Source organism: Clostridium oceanicum (assembly GCF_039521385.1).
Classification (GTDB): Bacteria; Bacillota; Clostridia; order Clostridiales; family Clostridiaceae; genus Clostridium_F; species Clostridium_F oceanicum.
Genome location: NZ_BAAACG010000019.1, coordinates 430,295 through 453,692 on the forward strand (window position 1 = coordinate 430,295; position 23,398 = coordinate 453,692).

At 27.2% G+C, this 23,398-nt stretch carries 24 protein-coding genes, 2 tRNA genes and 2 other RNA genes; 1 reads left to right on the plus strand and 27 read right to left on the minus strand.

Going from position 1 to position 23,398, the window contains the following annotated elements:
* Window positions 1-64 precede the first annotated feature (64 nt).
* From minE to ABDZ71_RS18590, 24 genes are all read right to left on the minus strand, one after another.
* On the minus strand, window positions 65-337 hold the full coding sequence (gene minE, locus ABDZ71_RS18475; RefSeq protein ID WP_343764149.1) for a cell division topological specificity factor MinE: 273 nt from the start codon (window positions 335-337) through the stop codon (window positions 65-67).
* A 10-nt stretch (window positions 338-347) separates the two neighbouring features.
* Window positions 348-1,148, minus strand: a complete 801-nt coding sequence (gene minD, locus ABDZ71_RS18480; protein ID WP_343764151.1) for a septum site-determining protein MinD — start codon at window positions 1,146-1,148, stop codon at window positions 348-350.
* 12 nt (window positions 1,149-1,160) lie between these two features.
* Window positions 1,161-1,796, minus strand: coding sequence for a septum site-determining protein MinC (minC, locus tag ABDZ71_RS18485; protein ID WP_343764153.1), 636 nt, complete (start codon window positions 1,794-1,796; stop codon window positions 1,161-1,163).
* Window positions 1,797-2,095: 299 nt separating this feature from the next.
* Entirely contained in the window at window positions 2,096-4,738 is a 2,643-nt protein-coding gene (locus tag ABDZ71_RS18490) for a peptidoglycan D,D-transpeptidase FtsI family protein (protein ID WP_343764155.1), read from the minus strand.
* Between the two features lie 242 nt (window positions 4,739-4,980).
* Window positions 4,981-7,620, minus strand: a complete 2,640-nt coding sequence (locus ABDZ71_RS18495; protein ID WP_343764158.1) for a penicillin-binding transpeptidase domain-containing protein — start codon at window positions 7,618-7,620, stop codon at window positions 4,981-4,983.
* Between the two features lie 19 nt (window positions 7,621-7,639).
* Window positions 7,640-8,131: a rod shape-determining protein MreD gene (gene mreD, locus ABDZ71_RS18500; protein WP_343764161.1), complete on the minus strand. Its 492-nt coding sequence runs from the start codon at window positions 8,129-8,131 to the stop codon at window positions 7,640-7,642.
* An 11-nt stretch (window positions 8,132-8,142) separates the two neighbouring features.
* A complete protein-coding gene (gene mreC, locus ABDZ71_RS18505) occupies window positions 8,143-8,988 on the minus strand; it encodes a rod shape-determining protein MreC (RefSeq protein ID WP_343764163.1) in 846 nt (281 codons plus the stop codon).
* 6 nt (window positions 8,989-8,994) lie between these two features.
* Complete coding sequence (locus ABDZ71_RS18510) at window positions 8,995-10,008, minus strand: rod shape-determining protein (protein WP_343764165.1); 1,014 nt, start codon at window positions 10,006-10,008, stop codon at window positions 8,995-8,997.
* Window positions 10,009-10,358: 350 nt separating this feature from the next.
* Window positions 10,359-10,538, minus strand: a complete 180-nt coding sequence (locus tag ABDZ71_RS18515; RefSeq protein ID WP_343764167.1) for a hypothetical protein — start codon at window positions 10,536-10,538, stop codon at window positions 10,359-10,361.
* A 193-nt stretch (window positions 10,539-10,731) separates the two neighbouring features.
* The gene (locus tag ABDZ71_RS18520; RefSeq protein ID WP_343764169.1) at window positions 10,732-11,307 is read right to left on the minus strand and encodes a Maf-like protein; all 576 of its coding nucleotides are present in this window, start codon (window positions 11,305-11,307) and stop codon (window positions 10,732-10,734) included.
* A 16-nt stretch (window positions 11,308-11,323) separates the two neighbouring features.
* Entirely contained in the window at window positions 11,324-11,581 is a 258-nt protein-coding gene (locus ABDZ71_RS18525; protein ID WP_343764171.1) for a DUF4321 domain-containing protein, read from the minus strand.
* A 109-nt stretch (window positions 11,582-11,690) separates the two neighbouring features.
* Window positions 11,691-12,401 (minus strand): hypothetical protein, encoded by a 711-nt coding sequence (locus ABDZ71_RS18530; protein ID WP_343764173.1) that lies wholly within the window; start codon window positions 12,399-12,401, stop codon window positions 11,691-11,693.
* A 149-nt stretch (window positions 12,402-12,550) separates the two neighbouring features.
* Window positions 12,551-13,084: a GNAT family N-acetyltransferase gene (locus ABDZ71_RS18535; RefSeq protein ID WP_343764176.1), complete on the minus strand. Its 534-nt coding sequence runs from the start codon at window positions 13,082-13,084 to the stop codon at window positions 12,551-12,553.
* Window positions 13,085-13,197: 113 nt separating this feature from the next.
* On the minus strand, window positions 13,198-13,635 hold the full coding sequence (locus tag ABDZ71_RS18540) for an ACT domain-containing protein (protein WP_343764178.1): 438 nt from the start codon (window positions 13,633-13,635) through the stop codon (window positions 13,198-13,200).
* Between the two features lie 149 nt (window positions 13,636-13,784).
* Window positions 13,785-13,965: non-coding RNA, 6S RNA (gene ssrS / locus ABDZ71_RS18545), on the minus strand.
* A tRNA-Leu gene (locus ABDZ71_RS18550) sits at window positions 13,964-14,048 on the minus strand. Before ABDZ71_RS18550 ends, ssrS (ABDZ71_RS18545) begins: the two co-directional genes overlap by 2 nt.
* A 218-nt stretch (window positions 14,049-14,266) precedes the next feature.
* Window positions 14,267-14,761 (minus strand): lytic transglycosylase domain-containing protein, encoded by a 495-nt coding sequence (locus tag ABDZ71_RS18555; protein ID WP_343764579.1) that lies wholly within the window; start codon window positions 14,759-14,761, stop codon window positions 14,267-14,269.
* A 109-nt stretch (window positions 14,762-14,870) separates the two neighbouring features.
* On the minus strand, window positions 14,871-15,494 hold the full coding sequence (gene coaE, locus ABDZ71_RS18560; protein ID WP_343764181.1) for a dephospho-CoA kinase: 624 nt from the start codon (window positions 15,492-15,494) through the stop codon (window positions 14,871-14,873).
* Window positions 15,481-18,120 (minus strand): DNA polymerase I, encoded by a 2,640-nt coding sequence (gene polA / locus ABDZ71_RS18565; protein WP_343764184.1) that lies wholly within the window; start codon window positions 18,118-18,120, stop codon window positions 15,481-15,483. The genes coaE and polA overlap by 14 nt, the downstream gene beginning before the upstream one ends.
* Window positions 18,121-18,243: 123 nt before the next feature.
* Window positions 18,244-18,330: transfer RNA gene (locus ABDZ71_RS18570), tRNA-Leu, on the minus strand.
* Between the two features lie 210 nt (window positions 18,331-18,540).
* Window positions 18,541-18,744 carry an alpha/beta-type small acid-soluble spore protein gene (locus tag ABDZ71_RS18575; RefSeq protein ID WP_343764186.1) on the minus strand — a complete coding sequence of 68 codons (204 nt, stop codon included), beginning with the start codon at window positions 18,742-18,744 and terminating at the stop codon, window positions 18,541-18,543.
* A 200-nt stretch (window positions 18,745-18,944) separates the two neighbouring features.
* Window positions 18,945-19,085 carry a hypothetical protein gene (locus ABDZ71_RS18580; protein ID WP_343764188.1) on the minus strand — a complete coding sequence of 47 codons (141 nt, stop codon included), beginning with the start codon at window positions 19,083-19,085 and terminating at the stop codon, window positions 18,945-18,947.
* A gap of 187 nt (window positions 19,086-19,272) precedes the next feature.
* The gene (locus tag ABDZ71_RS18585) at window positions 19,273-19,401 is read right to left on the minus strand and encodes a CPC_1213 family protein (protein ID WP_343764189.1); all 129 of its coding nucleotides are present in this window, start codon (window positions 19,399-19,401) and stop codon (window positions 19,273-19,275) included.
* 172 nt (window positions 19,402-19,573) lie between these two features.
* Window positions 19,574-19,795 (minus strand): hypothetical protein, encoded by a 222-nt coding sequence (locus tag ABDZ71_RS18590; protein ID WP_343764593.1) that lies wholly within the window; start codon window positions 19,793-19,795, stop codon window positions 19,574-19,576.
* On the opposite strand from ABDZ71_RS18590, the gene ABDZ71_RS18595 reads away from it, so the two are divergent.
* Window positions 19,719-20,018 carry a SoxR reducing system RseC family protein gene (locus ABDZ71_RS18595; protein ID WP_343764191.1) on the plus strand — a complete coding sequence of 100 codons (300 nt, stop codon included), beginning with the start codon at window positions 19,719-19,721 and terminating at the stop codon, window positions 20,016-20,018. The two genes, ABDZ71_RS18590 and ABDZ71_RS18595, sit on opposite strands and share 77 nt — an antisense overlap.
* A 45-nt stretch (window positions 20,019-20,063) precedes the next feature.
* On the opposite strand, the gene ssrS (ABDZ71_RS18600) is transcribed toward ABDZ71_RS18595, so the two are convergent.
* From ssrS (ABDZ71_RS18600) to hisS, 3 genes are all read right to left on the minus strand, one after another.
* Window positions 20,064-20,249: non-coding RNA, 6S RNA (ssrS, locus tag ABDZ71_RS18600), on the minus strand.
* A gap of 76 nt (window positions 20,250-20,325) precedes the next feature.
* Window positions 20,326-22,101 carry an aspartate--tRNA ligase gene (aspS, locus tag ABDZ71_RS18605; RefSeq protein WP_343764194.1) on the minus strand — a complete coding sequence of 592 codons (1,776 nt, stop codon included), beginning with the start codon at window positions 22,099-22,101 and terminating at the stop codon, window positions 20,326-20,328.
* Between the two features lie 30 nt (window positions 22,102-22,131).
* Complete coding sequence (hisS, locus tag ABDZ71_RS18610) at window positions 22,132-23,379, minus strand: histidine--tRNA ligase (RefSeq protein WP_343764197.1); 1,248 nt, start codon at window positions 23,377-23,379, stop codon at window positions 22,132-22,134.
* Window positions 23,380-23,398: the final 19 nt, after the last annotated feature.

A 23,398-nucleotide genomic window follows, 5' to 3' on the forward strand; every position in this document is an offset into this window, starting at 1 on the left:
AATATGATTATACCACATAAAGTTTAAAAAGCTATGTATAAATTTATACATAACTTTTAAATATTTATTTAATATTCTTTTTAACTTTCTTTATTGGAATGCTTGCTATTAATGCCGGCGCACATCCTTCTACCTCTTCTGTACTTGTCATTTTAATGTCAACTTCATGATCATCAATTTCCAGATATTTAGATATTACCTCAAGCATATCTTCTCTTATAGATTCTAAAACTTTAGGAGATATAGAGTTCCTATCTTGTATCAATATTAATTTTAGCCTTTCCTTAGCTACATCTTTTGAAGAAGGTTTTGAAGAAAATAATTTAAATAAATCCATTATATCACTCCTAATTTAACCCTAGTAACCTTTTAAATGATTTTAAAAACCCATGATTATTATTATTACTAAAATCCATTATGGGAACTTTTTCTCCTGTTATCCTCTTCGCTATGTTTCTAAATGCTTTTCCTGATGCAGCTTTATCATCTAGCACAATAGGTTCTCCTTTATTAGTTGATACAGTTATACTCCTATCATCTGGAACAACACCTATAAGTTTTATAGCTAAACTATCTATTATATCGTCAATTCCTAACATTTCACCTTTTTTAGTCATTTCATAGTTCAACCTATTTACTACTAATTGATGATCTTCTATACCTTTTGAATCTAATTTTCCTATAACCCTATCTGAATCTCTTACTGAAGTTACTTCAGGATTTACAACTACTAAAGCCCTATCAGCTCCTACTATAGAACTTTCAAATCCCCTCTCAATTCCAGCAGGACAATCTATTATTACATAATCAAAATCTTCTTTAAGATCATTAATTATGTTTAACATATGCTCTACTTTTACATCTTCTTTATCTCTAGTTTGAGCTGTAGGTAACAAATACAAATTACTTAACCTTTTGTCTTTTATTAAAGCTTGTTTTAATCTACACCTTTTTTCTATAACATCAAGAAGTGTAAATACTATTCTATTTTCAAGTCCCATTAGGACATCCAAATTTCTTAATCCTGTATCACCATCTACTATTACTACTTTGTTTCCCATAGAAGCAAGTGCTGTTCCTATGTTAGCAGATGTGGTAGTTTTTCCAACTCCGCCTTTACCAGACGTAACCACTATACTTTCTCCCATTTTTTACCCTCCTTAATACATATATTTATTAGGTATATACGGCTCAACTATTATTGTTTTTTCCCTTATTTTTGCAACTTCTGGGTATCTAGGTTTTACATTATCTTCCGGTGATCTTGTCATTATATTAGATATTCTGAGAATAGATGGTTGAAGACAAAGAGCTGCTACAATAGCTTTTGAATTACCTCTAAAACCAGCATGTACATACCCTTTAAGAATTCCTAGTACTATTACATTGCCATCAGCATATACTTCTGCTCCTGAATTTACATTTCCTATAATAACTAAATTACCACTATAACTAATTACTTGTCCACTTCTTATAGTTTTTCTAATAAACTTAGTCTTCCCTTCATATATGCCATCGAAAAACTTTTTCTTTTTTTCTTTTCTATCTTCAAATACACAATCTTTTATAGAAAATTCATCAAACAAAACTGTCTCTAATTTTTTTAAATTTTTTTCATTTAAACATTTCAGGTCTATAATTACATTAATGCTAGCTCCCTTATAAAAATTTTTGCCTTTTGATAATCTATCCATAAGTGCACGTAGCATTTGGTCAAAATCTCTGAATTTATTCATATTAATTATAGCATTTAGTCCTTCTCTGTTTCCTTTGATTACTATACCGTCACCAAGCATATCCAACCTCCAAAACAACCCTTTAAAGCTACTACTTTATGTATATTTCAACATATTTTTATTAAATCCTTCTAATTGCAAAGAAATTTAATAATATTTTACCAAACTACTTCTCATATCTTTTTATTTTTCGGTTTTTTAAAACTATACTTTAAAATTTTTAATCTTTTTTACAAAATAAACATGACTGAAATTTCACAGTCATGTTTACTATATTTTATATCATTTACTATTTACATTTATTTATTATCTTTATTATAACAGTTCTCTAAATTTTCATATTTTATAGAATCACCATATTATTTACTTTTAGTATCAGCTTTTTTACCTTTGTTAAAATATTGCTCAAATATTGCCTTTGCAACAGGTGCTACATATCCACCATGCTGTCCATCAAATACAACAACTGAAACTGCAATTTTAGGATTATCTATAGGAGCAAATGCTATAAGTGTAGCATAAGATGTCCTTCCAAATTCCCCTTGATTTTCACTAATATCTGCAGATCCTGTTTTAGCTGCTACCTTAACATTAAAACTTTTAAAGGTATTAGTTGCAGTACCTGCTGCACCTCTAGCAACTTCAGTCATACCGCTTCTCACTGCCGCAAGATTTTCCTTACTTACATTTGTTTTTTCTGCTATTTCTGGTTTTATATCTTGAATAACATTTTTATCAGAATCTAATATTTTTTTTACTAAATGAAGATTATATCTATCTCCTCCATTTGCAATAGTAGCTACATAATTTGCTAATTGAAGTGGAGTAAAACTACTTATACCTTGACCTATAGATGCATTATACATATTAGCTCCAAGCCTTAACTGAGAGTTAGCATCTGAAACCGTAATATATCTAACAACATTTATTATTGTACTAATTTCCTTATCAGATATATTTTTATTTTTCTGGGCTGAATCTTCTGTTATTAATTGTTTAAATAATTTTTTATATTCTTCAGAATTAAATTTCTTACTTCCCTCTTCTATGGATTGTTTCACTAAATCTTTTATAGAAGTTTTTATTTCCTTTACTTTTTCAGTATCTGAATCTCTATCATATAAATCTATAGATGGAAATCTATTTCCTCTAGAATCTTTACCTTCTTTTAATGTAGACATAGTTTGCCATAAATACTGCCTAGCATATATCTTAGTCATAGAATACTTATTAAATACTTGGCCAAAATTTTCAGGTATTTCTATACCTGTTGCAGGTTTTACATCAGAATTAGGTGGTACTCCTAATCCAAATTTCCAAGCATACTTAGCTAATATATCATCTCCACCAGTTTCTCTTAGTTTCTTACCTACTGTCATAAAATATGGGTTACTTGATACCTCTAGAGCCTTTGTTAAATCTACAGGGCCATATGCTCCTACATCAAATTTTCTAATAAAATTTTTACCATCATCAAATACTCCGTTATCATCCATTGAAAAGCCTTGTCCTATGGCACCACTTTCTAATCCCGCTATTGCAGTCATAGGTTTAAAAGTAGATCCTGGTGGAACTACTGACATAGTGGCATAATTATATAGTGGTTTTGGGTATACATCGTGTATATCTTCTCTGATTGTTTTATTATTTTTTATACGTTTATCTAATGGAAATAATTCATTTAATTTTCCCTCTGTATCTCCGCCAGATAAGCCTTTGCTATTTATATAATTTCTTCCAAACTCAGCTAAATTCGGATTAAAAAATTCTTTGTACTTTTCTGGAGTTAACTTACCTGGTGTTGAAAATATATTAGGATCAAAACCAGGTCTACTTGCTAAAGCTAATATTTCTCCAGTATTTACATCTACTGCCACTGCCGCTCCCCTAGTAGCATTTCCTGCTTTAGGATAAGTTGCTCTTATATATTTCATATTATCATCTAAAGCCTTTTCAGCAGCTGCTTGTATATCCTTATCTATAGTAAGCTGTAATGTTTGACCGGGATAAGGCTCTCTCCTTCCAAGTTCTTCAACAATTCTACCATTTTTATTTAATTTTACTATTTTTCCACCTTTAGAGCCTTTAAGTCTGTCTTCATAAATTCCTTCTATTCCATTTATACCTATGTAGTCAGAGCTTACATCATATCCTTTTTCTTTATACTTATCTCTATCTCCACTTATCTTAGAAATATATCCTAGTGCAGCTGCTCCTACTTCTTTATTAGGATAATATCTTACTGGCTGAGTTGTAACATCTATTCCAGGAAGATCATTAAGTTTTTGAAGAAAAATAGTAGCTGTTTCTTTACTTATATCATTAGCTATAGTTACTGGTTTATATCCTGAAAAACGTTGCATTTTAGCTGTATCTTTTACTATCATATAACGTCTTTTATCTTTAAGAGAATATCCTTTTCCATCTATTTCATACTGTTTAACTAAAAAATCAAAAACTTCTTTTGGTGTTATTTTAGCTAACTCTTCATCAATTTTCTCTTTATCTTTATCTGTAAGTTCTTCTTTATGTTTACCTTTAAAGAATTTTTTTCTTACTTCCTCATCAAGTCCTCTATCCTTTTTAAATCTAAGTTCTAAAACTTTTTTTACTTTAGGATCATCAGATTTAAATTCAAATCTATATGGATTTATTTTAAGTTCAAAATCATCTGTTTGTTCTTGCTTTCTTTCATCTAAAATATCAAAAACTTTATTCATAGTTTTAAAAAAATCTTTTTTACTTTCAGAGGTTTCATTATACACAAGCATATAATTTTGTTTATTAGTCGCAAGTACATTGTTATTTCTATCTAAAATTTCGCCTCTAGGAGCTGCCTCTGGTATTTCTCTTATAGATCTATTATTAGCTTTTTCTTTAAATTGTTGAGAATTTAAAACCTGAAGGTAAACTAACCTTGAAATAATTCCAATAAAGACCAAAAATATAATTATTACAAATGCAGTGAACCTGGTAAATTTTTTATTTTTATCTACTCTCATTAATTAAATCACCAATCCTTCAGAACTCATACTTTCACTTATTACAACTAATATTACTGCACTACAAATATTAGTTTATAATATATATAATGTATACTTTAAACTTTTTAATATTTTTATAAAATAAACATGACTGAACTTTCACAGTCATGTTTATTATACCTTATATTATTCACTATTTACATTCTTTTATCTTTATCATACAGTCATACTAAATATACACATTTTATATAACTACTCTATTATTTACTTTTAGTATCTGCTTTTTTATCTTTATTAAAATATTGTTCAAATATTGCCTTTGCAACAGGTGCTACATACGTACCATGCTGTCCATCAAATACAACAACTGAAACTGCAATTTTCGGATTATCTGCAGGAGCACATGCTATAAGTGTAGCATAAGATGTCCTTCCAAATTCACCTTGATCATCCCTGATATCTGCTGACCCTGTTTTGGCTGCTACCTGAATTGGAAGAAGATCTTTAAATGCATTAGCAGCAGTACCGCCTTCTCCTCCAGTAACTTCTTTCATACCTCTCATTACTGCATCAATATTTTCTTTACTTACATTTGTTTTTTCTGCTATTTCTGGTTTTATATCTTGAATAACATTTTTATCAGAATCTAATATTTTCTTTACTAAATGAAGATTATATCTATCTCCTCCATTTGCAATAGTAGCTACATAATTTGCTAATTGAAGTGGAGTAAAAGTATTCATTCCTTGTCCTATAGATGCATTATACATATTTGCTCCAAGTCTTAATTGAGAATTAGCATCTGAAACTGTTATATACCTAACTACATCTATTATTTTACTAATTTGTTTATCTGCTATACTTTTATTTTTCTGTGCTGAATCTTCTGATATCAATTCTTTAAATAACTTTTTATATTCTTCAGAATTAAATTTTTTACTTCCTTCTTCTATAGATTGTTTTATTAAATCTTTTATAGAAGTTTTTATTTCCTTTACTTTTTCAGTATCTGAATCTCTATCATATAGATCTATAGATGGAAATCTATTTTCTCTAGAATCTTTACCTTCTTTTAATGTAGACATAGTTTTCCATAAATATTGCTGAGCATATAACTTAGTCATAGAATACTTATTAAATACTTGACCAAAATGTTCTGGTATTTCTATACCTGTTGCAGGTTTCACATCAGAATTAGGTGGTACCCCTAATCCAAATTTCCAAGCATATTTAGCTAATAGATCATCTCCTCCAGTTTCTCTTATCTTCTGACCTACTGACATAAAATATGGGTTACTTGATACAGCTAATCCCTTAGCTAAATCAACAGAACCATAAGTATACTTAAATTTTTTATTAAAACCATTACCATCATCAAATACTCCATTATCTGTTATAGAAAAGTATTGTCCTATAGCTCCACTTTCTAATCCTGCTATTGCAGTCATAGGTTTAAACGTAGATCCTGGTGGTATTAATGGCATAGTAGCATAGTTATATAATGGTTTTGGATATATATCATGTATATCTTCTCTGATTGTTTTATTATTTTTTATACGTTTATCTAATGGAAATAATTCATTTAATTTCCCCTCTGTATCTCCTCCAGATAAACCTCTGCTATTTATATAATTTCTCCCAAATTCAGCTAAATCAGGATTAAAAAATTCTTTATACTTTTCTGGAGTTAGCTTACCTGGTGTGGAAAATATATTAGGATCAAAACCTGGTCTACTTGCTAAAGCTAATATTTCTCCAGTATTTACATCTACTGCTACCGCTGCTCCCCTTGTAGCATTTGCTGATTCTCCTCTATTCCTTAAGCTTTTCATTGTATCATCTAAGGATTTTTCAGCAGCTGCCTGTATATCCTTATCTATAGTAAGTTGTAATGTTTGTCCAGGATAAGGCTCTCTCCTTCCAAGTTCTTCAACAATTCTACCATTTTTATTTAGTTTTACTATTTTTCCACCTTTAGATCCTTTAAGTCTGTCTTCATAAACTCCTTCTATTCCATTTATACCTATATAATCAGAGCTTACATCATATCCTTTTTCTTTATATTTGTCTCTATCTCCACTTATCTTAGAAATATATCCTAATGCAGCAGAACCTATTTCTTTATTAGGATAGTATCTTACTGGCTGAGTTGTAACATCTATTCCGGGAAGATCATTAAGCTTTTGAAGAAAAATAGTAGCTGTTTCTTTACTTATATCATCAGCTATGGTTACTGGTTTATATCCTGAAAAACGTTGCATTTTAGCTGTATCTTTTACTATCATATAACGTCTTTTATCTTTAAGAGAATATCCTTTTCCATCTATTTTATATTGTTTAACTAAAAAATCAAAAACTTCTTTTGGTGTTATTTTAGCTAACTCTTCATCTATTTTCTCTTTATCTTTATCTGTAAGTTCTTCTTTATGTTTACCTTTAAAGAATTTTTTTCTTACTTCCTCATCAAGTCCTCTATCCTTTTTAAATCTGAGTTCTAAAGCTTTTTTTACTTTAAGATCATCAGATTTAAATTCAAATCTATATGGATTTATTTTAAGTTCAAAATCATCTGTTTGTTCTTGCTTTCTTTCATCTAAAATATCAAAAACTTTATTCATAGTTTTAAAAAAATCTTTTTTACTTTCAGAAGTTTCATTATACACAAGCATATAATTTTGTTTATTAGTAGCAAGTACATTGTTATTTCTATCTAAAATTTCACCTCTGGGAGCTGCCTCTGGTATTTCTCTTATAGATCTATTATTAGCTTTTTCTTTAAACTGTTGAGAATTTAAAACCTGGAGATAAACTAACCTTGAGACAATTCCAATAAAAACAAAAAATATAATTATTACAAATGCAGTGAACCTGGTAAATTTTTTATCTTTATTTACTTTCATTAATTAAATCACCAATCCTTTAAAACTTCCACTTTCGTTTAATACTTTTTGTAGTGCAAATTCTATATACAATATTGTATATTATAAGTATTAATACTGCATTATATATACTGGTAAAAAATATCAATTTATAATCCATATATACACCCATAGCATAAAATGTAATAAATACACCTATGCCCTTTAAAATGCTTAAGATTATACATGAAATAAAAGGTATAAATACTTTCCTTTTTATTATATTGGAACCAATCTCACTAGCTAAAACACATATTAACATATTAAATAATGCATTCACCCCAAATACATTAGTAAAATATATATCTTGAATAACCCCTGAAAACATTCCTATCCATAAGGCTTCCCATTTATTATTTATAATAGAATAACTTAAAACAAATACAAATATTAAACTTGGATATACCCCTTTTATTGATATAAATGGAATTAATGAGTTATCAAGTATAGATAATAGAAGAATAACCGCTCCTAATATAGCTGATTTTTTCATAATATACCACCTTAATACTCAACTTTTACTTTATTTTTAGGTACTACAATAAATATTTCTTGTACTTTTTCTAAATTTGCACTAGGTTTTATAACAGCTGTTTTCATTATTTTACCTTTGTCTTCTTGTACTAAAATTACTTTACCAATCCTTAAGCCTTTAGGATAAAACCCTCCAGTACCTGAAGTTAAAATATCGTCTCCTTTTTTCACTTTAGAATCCATAGGTAAAAATTCTAATCTAGCTAATAGATTATTAGAACCATCTTTATATCCTTTAACAATACCATTATTTTCACCAGTGCTTTCTACCATAGCACTTACTGCTAAATTTTCATTAGAAATAGATTGTACCTTTGACCAATTTGATCCTGCTTGAATGACTTTACCAAATAACCCTTCTGATGTTATAGCTATCATATCCTTACCAACACCATCTTTGGTACCTCTATTTATAGTAAATTCATCTATATATCCGCTTCCACTTTTACTAATTATATCGCATCCAATATAATCATACTGAGAATGCTGATTTTTGAAATTCAATGCTTTTCTTAATCTTTCATTTTCTTTTACAGCTAGTTTATTTTCAATTAATTTTTTTTCAAGTTCACTATTTTTCTTTTTTAAATCATTATTTTCTTTTTTAACATCCGGTATATTTAATACAAATCCTATGTAGTTTTTAATTTTCTGATTAGTTTTATAAAAGACTCCTTGAATAGGATTTAAAACACTGCCTACTCCACTTTCAACAAAAGATAACTTACTTCTCCCTACGCTCTGTGTAATTAATATTAAAAAGGTAACTGACAGTAAAATTATTGTTACTGCCAGTTTATTTTTGAAAATCTTCATAATTTATTACTTTTTCCCTGCTGATACTAATTTATCTATAGTTTCTAATGCTTTTCCTGCACCAATTGCTACACAGTTAAGGGGAGATTCAGCTATATGAACCGGCATATGTGTTTCTTTGTTTATAAGCTCGTCTAAACCTTTAAGAAGTGCTCCCCCTCCGGCTAACATTATTCCTTTATCCATTATATCTGAAGCAAGTTCTGGTGGAGTCTTTTCTAGTGTTGTTTTTATAGCATCTATTATTGCAAATACAGGTTCTTTTAAAGCTTCTCTAACTTCTTTTTCTGTAATTGTAACAACTTTTGGAAGACCTGATATTAAATCTCTTCCTCTTATATCCATTTCCTTATTTTCCCCTATATCATATGCAGAACCTAGTTCAACTTTTATATTTTCTGCTGTTCTTTCACCTATCATTAAGTTATATTCTTTCTTTATGTAGCTTATAATTGATTGATCTAATTCGTCTCCAGCAACTCTTAAAGATTTACTTGTTACTATTCCTCCAAGAGATATTATAGCAACTTCAGTAGTACCGCCTCCGATATCTACTATCATGCTTCCTGTAGGTTCATTTACTGGAAGACCTGCTCCTATTGCTGCTGCCATTGGTTCTTCCATTAATACCACTTCTCTAGCTCCTGCTTGTTTTGTAGCTTCATCTATAGCTCTTTTTTCCACTTCTGTAACTCCTGATGGAAAACATATAACTATTCTTGGATTTGTAAACCCACTCTTAGGACTTATTTTTTCAATGAATTTTTTAAGCATAGTTTGTGTTACATCAAAATCTGCAATAACTCCATCTTTTAATGGTCTTATTGCAACTATGTTACCAGGTGTTCTTCCTATCATTTGTTTAGCTTCTTCCCCCACAGCTAAAACCTTATTTATATCCTTATTTATAGCAACAACTGAAGGCTCAGCAAGTACTACTCCTTTTCCTTTTACATATACTAAAGTATTAGCAGTTCCTAAATCTATTCCCATATCTTTAGTTATACCAAAAAATCTCATATTTGTTGTTCTCCTCTCTATCTCTATTTATATTATACCCTTTTGGTTTAAACTCATATAGCTATTGCTTCCAATTATTGTGTAATGCAATAAATCTATGTCTATTAGTTCACTACATTTTTAATCTTAATAAAGTTTTTAAATCGTTATTACTAGACGATAAATCACCTAATGGATGATTATTACATATTACAACGATGAACTATTTTTCTTTATTGCTTCACAAAATATTTCTCTAGGATGTATTATAAAAAATTCAAAGTTCTTATAAATACATCTTTAATACAGATAACTACATTTTTGGTATTTAACATTAAAACTTTCAATGTTTCTTCCTTAGAATCTTTCATTTAATTCATAATTAAATCTACTACAGCTTTAGAATTATTAATTTTAAAGTCTATTTTTGATTTAAAACCCTTAATTCTTTTAAATATTTCTGATAAAGCTACTATTTGGATGCTTCCACAATTGCTATACTTTTGATTTTGTAAATTTTCTATAAACTGTCTAAAAAAGATTAAAATCATCGTTTTTCTTTATTAGTCTATTAGTTAAGCATCATAATATTTTCATTTTTTTGTTCCTGTTTAATATTATTGCTAAAAATTATAAATTTGAAAGTCCTTGTGCGCCATATTTAACAAATTTTTCTTAAGGCCTTTCAATTCCTGAGGAATCTTTAATTTTAAGGATATTATTCATTTTAAATAAAGTTCCTTTTTATAAATTCACACCTATCCTTTTTAACATATAATATAACTTATTTAAAGGTAAACCTACAACATTATAATAGCATCCATCTATTTTTTCAACAAAAACCCCTGCTTGACCTTGAATTCCATATGAACCTGCCTTATCCATAGGATCTCCTGAGTCTATGTATTTTTCAATTTGGTCATCTGTTAAATGAGAAAATTGAACTTTAGTACAGACATAATCACTAATACTATGTCCAGTATTACTATCTATAACAGTAATACCAGAATATACTTTATGAATATTTCCACTCAATTTTTTTAACATATGGTATGCTTCTTCTTTTGTTTTAGGTTTGCCTAATATGCTGTTTTCAAAAAATACTAAAGTATCACAACCTATAACTATAGCTGAATTTTTTAAACTGTTACATACATTCATAGCTTTACCTTTTGATAAATCCATAACGTAAGATTTAACATCCCCATTATACATTATACAGCTTTCATCAAAATTACTCACTATTATATCAAAATTGTTACAAATTATTTGCAAAAGGTCTTTTCTTCTTTCAGAAGCAGAAGCCAATACAATCCTCAATCGTATCTCTCCTTTTTTATTTTCTATATAATAGTATTGACACTATTATCCCTATTATAGTCATGATATTAATATTAATACTCAAACCTAAAGTTAAATTAAAAACTTTTAGGTTTAAAGCCATAGGTGAAGTAGTTCCTATTGTATATGAACTTTTTAGAAATGATAGTACACTAAAATTGTTTCCTATTATCTCTCCTGATATACTCCCTAAGATAGCTCCTAAAAGTATAAAAACGCCAAATAAACTTTTACTTTTTTCTATACCCTTCATTTTAAACCCACCTCAAAATTATATCTAATATAGTTTATCATTTTATAAAAACATAAACAAGTATATAAGTCATTTTTTGACTAAAAAATTATGACTTGAAAACAAATGGTTAACTATTGGTTTTAACAGCTTTCAATATATTATATATATATGAATAATTTTCATTTTTCTTATCTTTATTAAGTTCTTTAGGCATCTTACTTATATATGATTTCATCTTATTTAAAGTTTCTAAATTTTTATTTTTACCCTTAACTTGTTGGAGGGAAGCTACCCATTTTTTAAACTCATCTGTCTTTACTGATTTAACTCCATTTTCTGATAACTTGTCTACTATTTGTATATGGGCATTTAGTATTTCAACTATTTCTATATCGCACAAATCTTTCTTGCTTAAATCAAATTTTATAGAAGAATTTTCAATTTTTTTCTCTTTTAAATCTTTTATTAATTTTTCCGCATCTTTTTCATAATAAAAACCAAAACAAACTCTTGTTTTCCCACCTTCTTCTATTGGAAAAGATTTAGGATAACTTTTTATACTATTTAAAGTAGTCATAGCATTATTTTTATCAGCATATATTCCTTTTTGTATAAGTATAAATCTAGTATTATTATTTGAGCTATACTTTACATCACAAGATTTAGTGTTTTTATTTTTATTTGTACTATTAGTAATTTTAACACTATCTTTGTTTTGAAAAACTTTAAATATCACTGTTCCTAAAACAAAAGCTAAAACTAATACCAAAACAATTATAAGGACAAATACAAAATTACCTTTATTTCTCTTTTTAAAATCATACCTTGTATACTTCATTTTCTTTCTGTCCTCCTATTTTATTTTTACTCTTAAATATATATTAAAAATCAAATCATTTTATACATAAAAGGGATAAGTAGCATATAATACAAAAATAATTAAAATCATCTTAAAATCGTAATATATGCTACCTATATTTAAACAGCTTATCTGTATATTCTATTAAATTTTATATTTTTCTTTAGTATAATATTTAAATCCTCAGTTCTATCATTAATTAAAATATTACATGATCTTGTTGGAATAAATCCTTTATTTTTTAAAACACTATAGAATCTATTATTTTTTCCATCAATAACAATATAAAAATTATCTATAGCATACTGCTGAAAAAAATATATTTCTAATTTGTCTAATATTTTATCCCATATAATTGTATTTTCATATTCTTTATATTTTAAAAAATACATAACCCAAATTTCATTAGGATTTTTAAACTCTGCTCTTCCTTTTAACACTCCTATAATCTTATCTTTATATAGTATCTTCAAAAAAAATTCACATTCGTTTAAATAATATTCATAAAAAATATTATTTAACTCTTTTGAATTTATTAGGGGATCATACTTTATATTTCTTATAAATTCATTAGATTTAATACACTTATATAAAGTTTCTATATCTTCTTTTTCAATATTAAGGATCTTAATATTATCAAATTTAAGTTTAACATCTAGCATAATATCCCCCCCTATATTCTTGTTTTTATTCTACATGCTAAACTTAATATCCTTCATTTTCTTATAAATAAAATAAGATGCACTTAATATAATGTGCATCTTACTAGATAATTTTACTCCATTGCTATAAGCTTTACTTTTATTACATTATTAATAGCTCTTATAGTCTCTATTACCTCTTTTAATTCTTTAATCATTTTGGATATATCAAAAGTTATAGTAACATTTGCTGTATGATTTATAGGTATATCTTGATTTATAGTAAGTATATTACCTTTGGATTCAGCTATAATATCTAAAATTGTAGATAAAGTTCCTCTTTCATGTCCTAAAAGAAGTCCAATAGTAGCTCTTTGACATTCAACCCCTTCTGTTAGAGTAAACACAAAGTCTTTATACTTATAGTAAGTACTTCTACTAATCCCTACTTTTTTTACTCCTTCTGTTATATCCTTAACTTTTCCCATAGCCAATAGCTCTTTGACTTTTACAACCTTTTCAAAAGCCTCAGGAAGTATTTTGGTATCTATAACTAAATATTTATTAGACATATAAAACCCTCCTGTTTTCTATAATCCATTATATTATAGCATATTAAACATAAAATTACATAGCTAAGAATTTCCCACATTATAGAAAATTAAAAAACATGTCAAATATGAATATTCAACATGTTTTAAATAAAATTATTAAATTCAATAAAAGATCCAAAATATCGTAGCTCTAATTTTGACACCTATCTTTCGATAGGTGGGTGTTCTCACAAATACTTCTTTGTCCTTGCCAAAAGGTCTTATAAGTCAATTTCGTATTTAAATATCGAACTCCCTTATAAATACTGTAGGTTCAAAATAAGAGCCTGTCGAGTATTTCAGATTCTGGTGCAGAAGACGGGACTTGAACCCGTACGATTTTCACCACACGCCCCTCAAGCGTGCACGTCTGCCAATTCCGCCACTTCTGCATTTCATTTATTACATTGTACTTTGTTTTTTTATAATTGTCAATTAGTCATATAAAAATAAATAACAGCTAAATATCCTAAATATATTTTATCATATACAATTACTTAAAATTAATAGTTGTCCTACTAATACATCAAAAAAATAATTGGCAACTAGAATATTAGCTAATTATTTACTTTAAACATACTACTTATAATATATATTAAATAATAATATCCTACTTTCCATACAGGAACTTATATATCTTATAATTTAATTTAACTTTTTTTACATATTTATCTGTTTCTTTAAAAGGAATATTGTTCAAATTTTTTCCATCCTTAGAATGTTCTTGGTTTTTAAGCCATTTCTGAACATTTCCTCTTCCTCCATTATATGCTGCTAAAACTAGGTCTATATTATTTTTAAATTCAGTTTTCAAGTCATTTAAATACCAACAGCCCATTTCTATATTTATCTTTGGATCTTTTAACATATCAATATTAAAATCTTTCATTCCCATTCTTTCTGCAACCCATTTAGCCGTCTCAGGAGTTAATTGCATTAATCCTTGAGCATCCTTATTTGAAACAGCATCATGTCTAAAGTTACTCTCTGCCTTTATAACTGCCAGTACCCAATATACATCTAGTTTATATTTTTTAGAATACTCCATTACATAATCTTTATGTTTTATAGGAAAAACAAACTTTATTATATTGGTTATATTCATAGCAAAAATAATTAAAATTAATATCAGTATTAGTTTTTTAATAGATTTTAATTTCACCTTGTAGTTTTAGCCCCTACTATAAGAGCCTCCCCCTTTCTTGTCTTCTTTATTATTTAAAATTGTTATCTGTTATTTCTAGTATTATACTATTAACTTGTTTTTTAGTATAATTAATATCTTTAGAATTATCAATAACAAAATCTGCTAAATTAATTTTATCATCTATATCCATTTGAGATTTTATTCTACTTATTACTTCATCTTTAGTTAGATTGTCTCTTTTCATAACTCTTTTTATTTGAACGTCTCTTTGAACCCACACTAATATATTAAAATCCATTTTTTCATGTAATTTATGTTCCATTAATGTAGGTGCATCCAAAACGCATATTGCTTTTCCTTCTTTATGATAACTGTCCATCTCTATAAATATTTGTTTTATTATATAAGGAATTATTATTTTTTCATATTCCACTCTTTTTTCTTTATTTATGAATATATAATTTCCAAATATCCTTCTTTTTAAATTACCACTAGAATCTATAAACTTCTCTCCAAAACTTTTTTTAACCTTAACTAAAATTTCTGGATATATATCTAATACTTTTCTAGATATTATATCTGCATCTACAATTGGAATTCCTTTTTCTTTTAAAATAGAAGATACGGTACTTTTCCCACTTCCAATTCCTCCTGTAAGACCTATATTTATAGTTTTATTATTTAGTTTCATACCAATTTTCACCTACATGCATATCAATTTCAAGTAGTACTTTTAAATCTAAAACTTTTTCCATTTCATTTTTAACTATATTCTCTACTTTTTCTAATTCATTTTTATACACATTTAAAATTAATTCATCATGCACTTGAAGTATTATAGTGCTCTTTAATTTCTCTTCTTTTAATTTATTATAAACTTTTATCATAGCTAATTTTATAATATCTGCAGCACTTCCTTGAATTGGAGTGTTCATTGCAAGTCTTTCTCCTGCAGCTCTTACTATTTTATTAGATGCTTTAACTTCTGGTAAATATCTTCTTCTTTTAAATATTGTTTCTACATAGCCGTCTTCTTTTGCTTTATTTATTATATCATCTATATATTGTTTTACATTTGGATATCTATCAAAATAAGCGTCAATATATTGCTTTGCCTCTTTTCTAGATATATTAAGATCTTGTGATAAACTAAAATCTCCTATTCCATATACAATACCAAAGTTAACTGCCTTTGCATTACTTCTCATAAGAGAAGTAACTTCACCTAATGGAACTTTAAATACTTCGGAAGCAGTTTTAGTGTGTATATCGTCATGTTCATTAAAAGCATCTATTAAATTTTTGTCATCACCTATATGAGCTAATACCCTAAGCTCTATTTGAGAATAATCTGCTGATAATATTACACTGTCTTTCTCATTAGGTATAAATATCTTTCTTATCTCTCTACCTAATTCATATTTAATAGGTATGTTTTGCAAATTAGGTTCTGTACTTGAAAGCCTTCCTGTGGCAGTAACTGTTTGATTGAAATTAGAATGTATTTTACCATCCTCATCAATTACAGCTTTAATTCCTTCTATATAGGTAGAATATATTTTAGTTAACTGTCTATAATAAGTTATTTTGTTTATTATAGGATGTTTATCTTTTAATTTATCTAATACTTCTGCATTAGTTGAATATCCTGTTTTAGTTCTCTTTATCACAGGTAAATCAAGTTTTTCAAATAATATTTTTCCTAATTGCTTAGGAGAATTTATATTAAATTCTTCTTCAGATAAACTATATATATACTTTTTAGTACTCTCTATTTCTTTTTTAAACTTTTCTTCTAATTGTAAAAGTTTATCCCTATGAACTTTAAATCCTTCGGTTTCCATCATGGCAAGTATATTAGCTAAGGGTTCTTCTACCTTATGAAGCAAATATTCCATATCATATTCTTTTATTTTTTTATCAAATATTTCATATAACTTCGGTAACATATAGCACTCTTCTATATTTATATTTTCATCATCTTTATCAATATTTTTAAATAAATATTCTTGACATAAGCTATAAATTTCATATTCTTTTCTAACAGGATTAATTAAATAAGCACCTAACTTTATATCAAATAACAAATTTTTAAATCCAATGCCTGCTTTATTAAGTATAGTATAAAGATTTTTTGTATCATATGAAATCTTACTAACATGTTTATTCTCAAAAATACTTTTTAGAATTTCTATAAATTTAACTTTGTCTTCTTGTAAAAATTTAGAATATGGCACCTCGTATATTTTACTTTCATAATTAAAATACATATTTTCAATTGTTTTTTTAGAAAAAATATTTTGGTTTGAAATTTGAAAATATATAAATAAATTATTCTTATTAGACTCATCAGTTATTTTATCTTTTAATTTTTTCAATTCATCTAAAGAATCTATCTTAATATTATTAATTTTCTCTTTTAACTCTTTTCCATCTTTATTTCCATTAGATTTATCTATTTTATTAATTAAAGATTTAAACTGAAGTTTCATAAACAATTCTCTAACTTTATCTAAATCATAATCTTCTTTAGACTTTATATCTTCTATATCTATTTCTATAGGAACATTACACATTATAGTAGCTAATTTTTTACTAAATATAGCTTGCTCCCTATACTCAATTAAATTTTCTTTTAACTTCTTTCCTCTTAAATTATCTATGTTTTCTAATACCTTCTCTATACTTTTATATTCTCTTATAAGCTTAAAAGCAGTTTTCTTACCTATTCCCGGAACTCCTGGAATATTGTCCGATGAATCTCCCATAAGACCTTTAACATCAATAAATTCTTTAGGAGTAACTTCAAACTCTTTTATAAAACTTTCTTTGTCATATATATCTTTTTCTGTTATACCTTTTTTAGTTATAACAACTTTAACATTATCAGTAGCCAATTGAAGAGCATCTTTATCTCCTGTTACTATATAAGATTCTATCCCTTCCTTTTCTGCAAAAACAGATAAGGTTCCTATAAGGTCATCTGCTTCAAATCCATCTATTTCAAATATATTTATAGCTAAATATCCTAAAAGTTCTTTTACTATTGGAAATTGCTCACTAAGTTCTGAAGGCATTTTTTTCCTTCCAGCTTTATAATCTTTATACTCATTATGTCTAAAAGTTGGAGCTTTTTTATCAAAAGTTGCAGCTATATAATCTGGTTTTATCTCTTCTTTCATTTTTAAAAGCATATTCATAAATCCATATATAGCATTAGTATGTATTCCTTCTGGAGTTGTAAGATCTGGCAGTGCATAGAAGGCTCTATTTAACAAACTATTACAATCTAATATTAATAATCTTTTTTTCGTCATTATGTACCTCCATTTTCTTTGTGTAATCTTATTATCTCATTATACCATTTAATAATGTATTATTTTATAAAATAATATAATTTCCTATACAATAAAAAACCATACATAACATGTATGGTTTTTTGGTGCCGGAGGCGGGAGTCGAACCCGCATGGTATTGCTACCGACGGATTTTGAATCCGTTGCGTCTGCCAATTCCACCACTTCGGCATATATCTAATTAATCAACAAAAATATAATATCATAATATTCCATATCAGTCAACCAAATTTTTACCTATGTTATATAATCTGCATTATATATTTTTTAACCTTGTATAGAAGTTATTAATTTGAATGTGCCTTAATGTATTAATGAAAATTATCAATTAGTTAAATAAAAAAAGCGAGATTAAACAATCTCGCTTTTTTTTAGCTTAAATTATTTTAAGCTGTTTTCATAAGCTTCTACCATTCTTTTTGTCATTTCTCCACCTACGTTACCATTTTCTCTTGCTGTTAAGTTTCCTTTGTCTACGCTTTCGTAGTCAGACATTCCCATGCCATTTGCTACTTCCATTTTTAATTTATTTAATCCTTGTTTTGCTTCTGGTACAACTAACTTATTTGAACTTCTTGTTGCCATTTCAAATTCCTCCTTAGTAAAATTTTTTATTTACAAACTTTGTTTATTTAAGTTTGTAATATAAGTTTGTGCTTTTTTCGAATTATTAACCTAGTAAATTAAAAGAAAACACTCTAATTTTTATATTTAATACCATATTAATGAATATATTGTTGAATTTAGTGTAATTTATATATAAATTATAAAATTAAAGTTAATAACTAATCTATAGGATCTCCTTTAAAATTTTTATATTTACTTTTAACTTCAGGTTCTCTGTTATCAGCGTCATATTCGGGTCTATGTCCATCTAATTTTTTTGAACTCTTGTGTTTTTCGCCTTTATAAGGATCTGGATACATGTTTTCACTTCCTTTCTTTAATTATATTTTGAATATATATAATTTTTATTCCTATAATAATTTAAAATAATATAAACCCTATGAAAACAATTATTTTTAAATTTTATTTTATATAAATACTAATTAAGCCATTACATTTATAAATTTTAAAATAATAAAAAAGAACCTTATTATAGGCTCTTTTTTATTATTTTTCATTATTCATTCCAAATTTAGCTCTAGCACTTTCAGCTTGTGGATTATGTTTAATATTTTTCTTTTTAAAATTCCCATCTTCCTTTTTATCATTATGTGTTCTATTCCATTTTTCGTTCATATATAATCATTCCTTTCTCTTAATATATTAACTCAATATAATATATTTTATTCCACATAAAATTCTATAAATTCTTATTATTTCTTCTATACTTTTTTTTAATAAATATATATATTATAATTGTATATATCTAATAATGATTCAATTTTAATTTTAAAATAAATTATATAATTTATATGGGAGTTGATATTATGAAAGAAGTAGGATATATAAAATCAGTAGCTGATGGGTATGCTTCTGTTATATTTAAAGAAAAATCTGGTTGAGGAGATAGTTGTGCTGATTGTAAATCAAGCTGCAGTTCTTCTTCTATAGTTATGAAAACTAAAGACAATTTAGGCGTACAATCTGGAGATATGGTTGAAATTAAAATCAAATCAAAATCTTTTTTCACAGCTACCTTTTGGATCTACGTATTTCCTTTAATAATGTTAGTATTTGGATTAGTCGGTTCTCTTTTTATTTTTAAAAACTTAGGAATAAAACATTTTGAAACATATAGCATAATAGTAGGCCTTGTTTTCTTAGGAATTTCTTATTATATCTTAGGTCACATAGATAAAAAATTAAACAAAAATCAAAATTATAATATTGAAATGGTTAGAATAGTTAAATAAAAAAGCTGAAAGTACATATGTACTTTCAGCTTTTATTTTTAAAATTTAAAACCCACTATGCCGCCCCAAAAGTTATTCTTGAACCTGATAAATCAGGTGGAAATCGCCTTTTTGCTTCCTGTCCTCAATTTCAACTTTAAAACTGAGTCTCAATTCTACAAAAAGAGGTAAATTTCCTATTAAAATGTGTTGGCTCAACATAACTTTCTTACACGGACACAGCAGGTTATATATATATTATACTATAAAACAAATAATTTTACATATCATATCACTAATATATTGAAAAAATTTCTATTCTTCTTCTTTATTTTTTTATTTCCATACCTAATTCTTCTAATTGATATTCATCTACAATATTTGGAGCCTCTGTCATAGGACAAAAAGCATTTTGATTTTTAGGGAATGTTATTACATCCTTTATGTTATCTGTACCTGCTAAGAACATAACCATTCTATCAAATCCATAAGCTAATCCGCCATGAGGTGGTGGACCAAATTTGAATGCTTGAAGTAAAAATCCAAATCTTTCCCAAGCTTTTTCTTGAGTAAATCCTAAAACTTCAAACATCTTTTCTTGAAGTTTACTTTCATGTATTCTTATACTACCTCCACCTAGTTCTTCTCCATTTAAAACTATATCATATGCTTTAGCTCTAACTTTTGATGGATCTTCATCTAAATATTTTATATCTTCATCCATAGGTGCAGTAAATGGATGGTGTTCTGCTTGATATCTTTCTTCTTCTTCGTTATAAGATAAAAGTGGGAATTCTGTTATCCACACAAATTTATGGTCATCTTTATTTATTAATTCTAATTGTTTTGCTAAATGTAATCTTAAGGCACCTAAGCTTTCTAAAACTACATTATTTTTAGGATCTGCAACTATTAAAATTAAATCTCCTTTTTTAGCATTACATTTATCTAGTATATTTTTCATTTCTTCTTCACTTAAAAATTTAGCTATAGGAGATTTTATTTCTTCTTCTCTATAAGCTATCCAAGCTAATCCTTTAGCTTTATAAGTTTTAACAAAATCTTGTAATTTATCTATTTTCTTTCTTCCCATAGTAGCACACTCTGAAGCTTTTATAGCTCTAACGCTACCGCCTTCATCTATAGCATTTTTAAATACTTTAAATTCTGCATTTTTAACTTCTTCACTTAAATCAGTTATTTCCATTCCAAATCTTAAATCTGGTTTATCTGATCCGTACTTATTCATAGCTATTTCATAAGGCATTCTTTCTATAGGTAGCTCTATATCTATTCCTTTAACTTCTTTAAATACTTTCTTTAATAATTTTTCATTTAATTCCATTACATCATCTTGTTCTATAAAAGAAAGTTCCATATCTATTTGTGTAAATTCTGGTTGTCTATTTGCTCTTAAATCTTCATCTCTAAAACATTTTGTTATTTGGAAATATCTATCATAACCTGAAACCATTAATAATTGTTTAAATATTTGTGGTGATTGTGGTAATGCATAAAATTTTCCTTTATAGTTTCTACTTGGAACTAGGTAGTCACGAGCTCCTTCTGGTGTACTCTTTGTAAGCATAGGAGTTTCCATTTCTAAAAATTCATTTTCATCTAGAAAATCTCTAACTATCTTCGCTGCCTTATGCCTTATTTTAAATATTTTTTGCATATCCGGTCTTCTTAAATCTAAATATCTATATTTAAGCCTAATATTTTCTTGAGCATCTAATCCTTCTTTTATGTATATAGGTGGAGTTTCTGATTCTGAAAATATTTTTATGCTTTCCCCTTTAAGTTCTACAAGACCTGTAGGTATATCTTTATTTGGAGATTCTCTCTTTACAATTTCGCCTGTTACTGCTATACAGTATTCTGGTTTTAAATTATCTGATTTTTCAAAGGCTTCTTTGTTAATTTCATCTCCAAATACAACTTGTAAAATACCAGTTCTATCTCTTAAATCTACAAAAACTAAACCACCTAAATTTCTTTTTCTTTGAACCCATCCCATAACTGTAACAGTCTTACCTTCATGTTCTTCTCTAAGAAGACCACACATTATGGTTCTTTTCAATCCTTTTAACGCTTCTCCCATATCTATTCCTCCAAATGCAATTTCATCTCATTATTTTAAAATTTTAATAATGCCTTCTAAGTCATTTATATCTACTTCTATCTGAGTTCCATCTTCCATTTTTTTTATGTTAGCTTTCCCAGATTGAAGTTCATTTTCCCCTAATATAATTACATGTTTCACATTAATTTTATTAGCATATTTCATCTGTGGTTTTATATTTCTATTCATGTGATTTAGTTCACATTTAATTTCTTTATTTCTTAATGCTTTAGCTAGTTTCATAGATTTAATCTTAGCTTCTTCTCCTATATATCCTAAATATAAGTCTATATAAGGTTCTTCTGGTATTTCAATGTTATTTTCTTCTAGTGTAAGAAGTAATCTTTCAAGCCCCATACCAAAACCAACTGCTGGCATTGAAGGTCCTCCTATTTCTTCTATAAGATAATCATATCTTCCTCCACCACAAATTGTTATTCCATTATTTATAAATTCAAAAACTGTTTTACTATAGTAATCTAATCCTCTAACTATTAATGGATCTACTTTAAAATCTATATCCATAGCTTTTAAGTATCTCTTTAAATCTTCAAAGTGATCTTTACATTCATCACACAAATAATCTATTATAACAGGGGCACTTTTTACTATTTCTTTACATTTTTTTTCTTTACAATCTAATATTCTAAGTGGATTTTTCTCAAATCTAGTTTTACAAGTAGAACATAATTCATCATATCTACTTTTTAAATACTTCTTTAATGCCTCATTATATATTTTTCTACACTTAGGACATCCTATACTATTTATATTAAGTTCTACATCTTTAATTCCAAGTTCTTTAAATACAGTATAAGGAATACTAACAATTTCTGCATCTAATGAAGCATCCTTTGCTCCAAATACTTCAACTCCAAATTGATGATGCTGTCTTAATCTTCCTTTTTGTACATTTTCATATCTCAAAACTGGTGTAAAATAATACATTTTTGTAGGCTGGGCTTCATTGAATAATCTTCCTTCAATAAAAGCTCTAACTGCAGGGGATGTACCTTCTGGCTTCAAAGTAATACTTCTTCCTGCTTTATCATTAAATGTATACATTTCTTTTTGAACTACATCTGTAGTTTCTCCTACTCCTCTTTGAAATAATTCTGTATATTCAAACACAGGAGTTCTTATTTCTCTGCATCCATAAACAGCTGCTATATTTTTTAATTTTTCTTTTAAGTAATTCCATCTATATGCATCTTTAGGAAGCATATCTTTAGTTCCTTTAGGTGCTTGTAATAACATTCATCTTCCCTCCCAATCT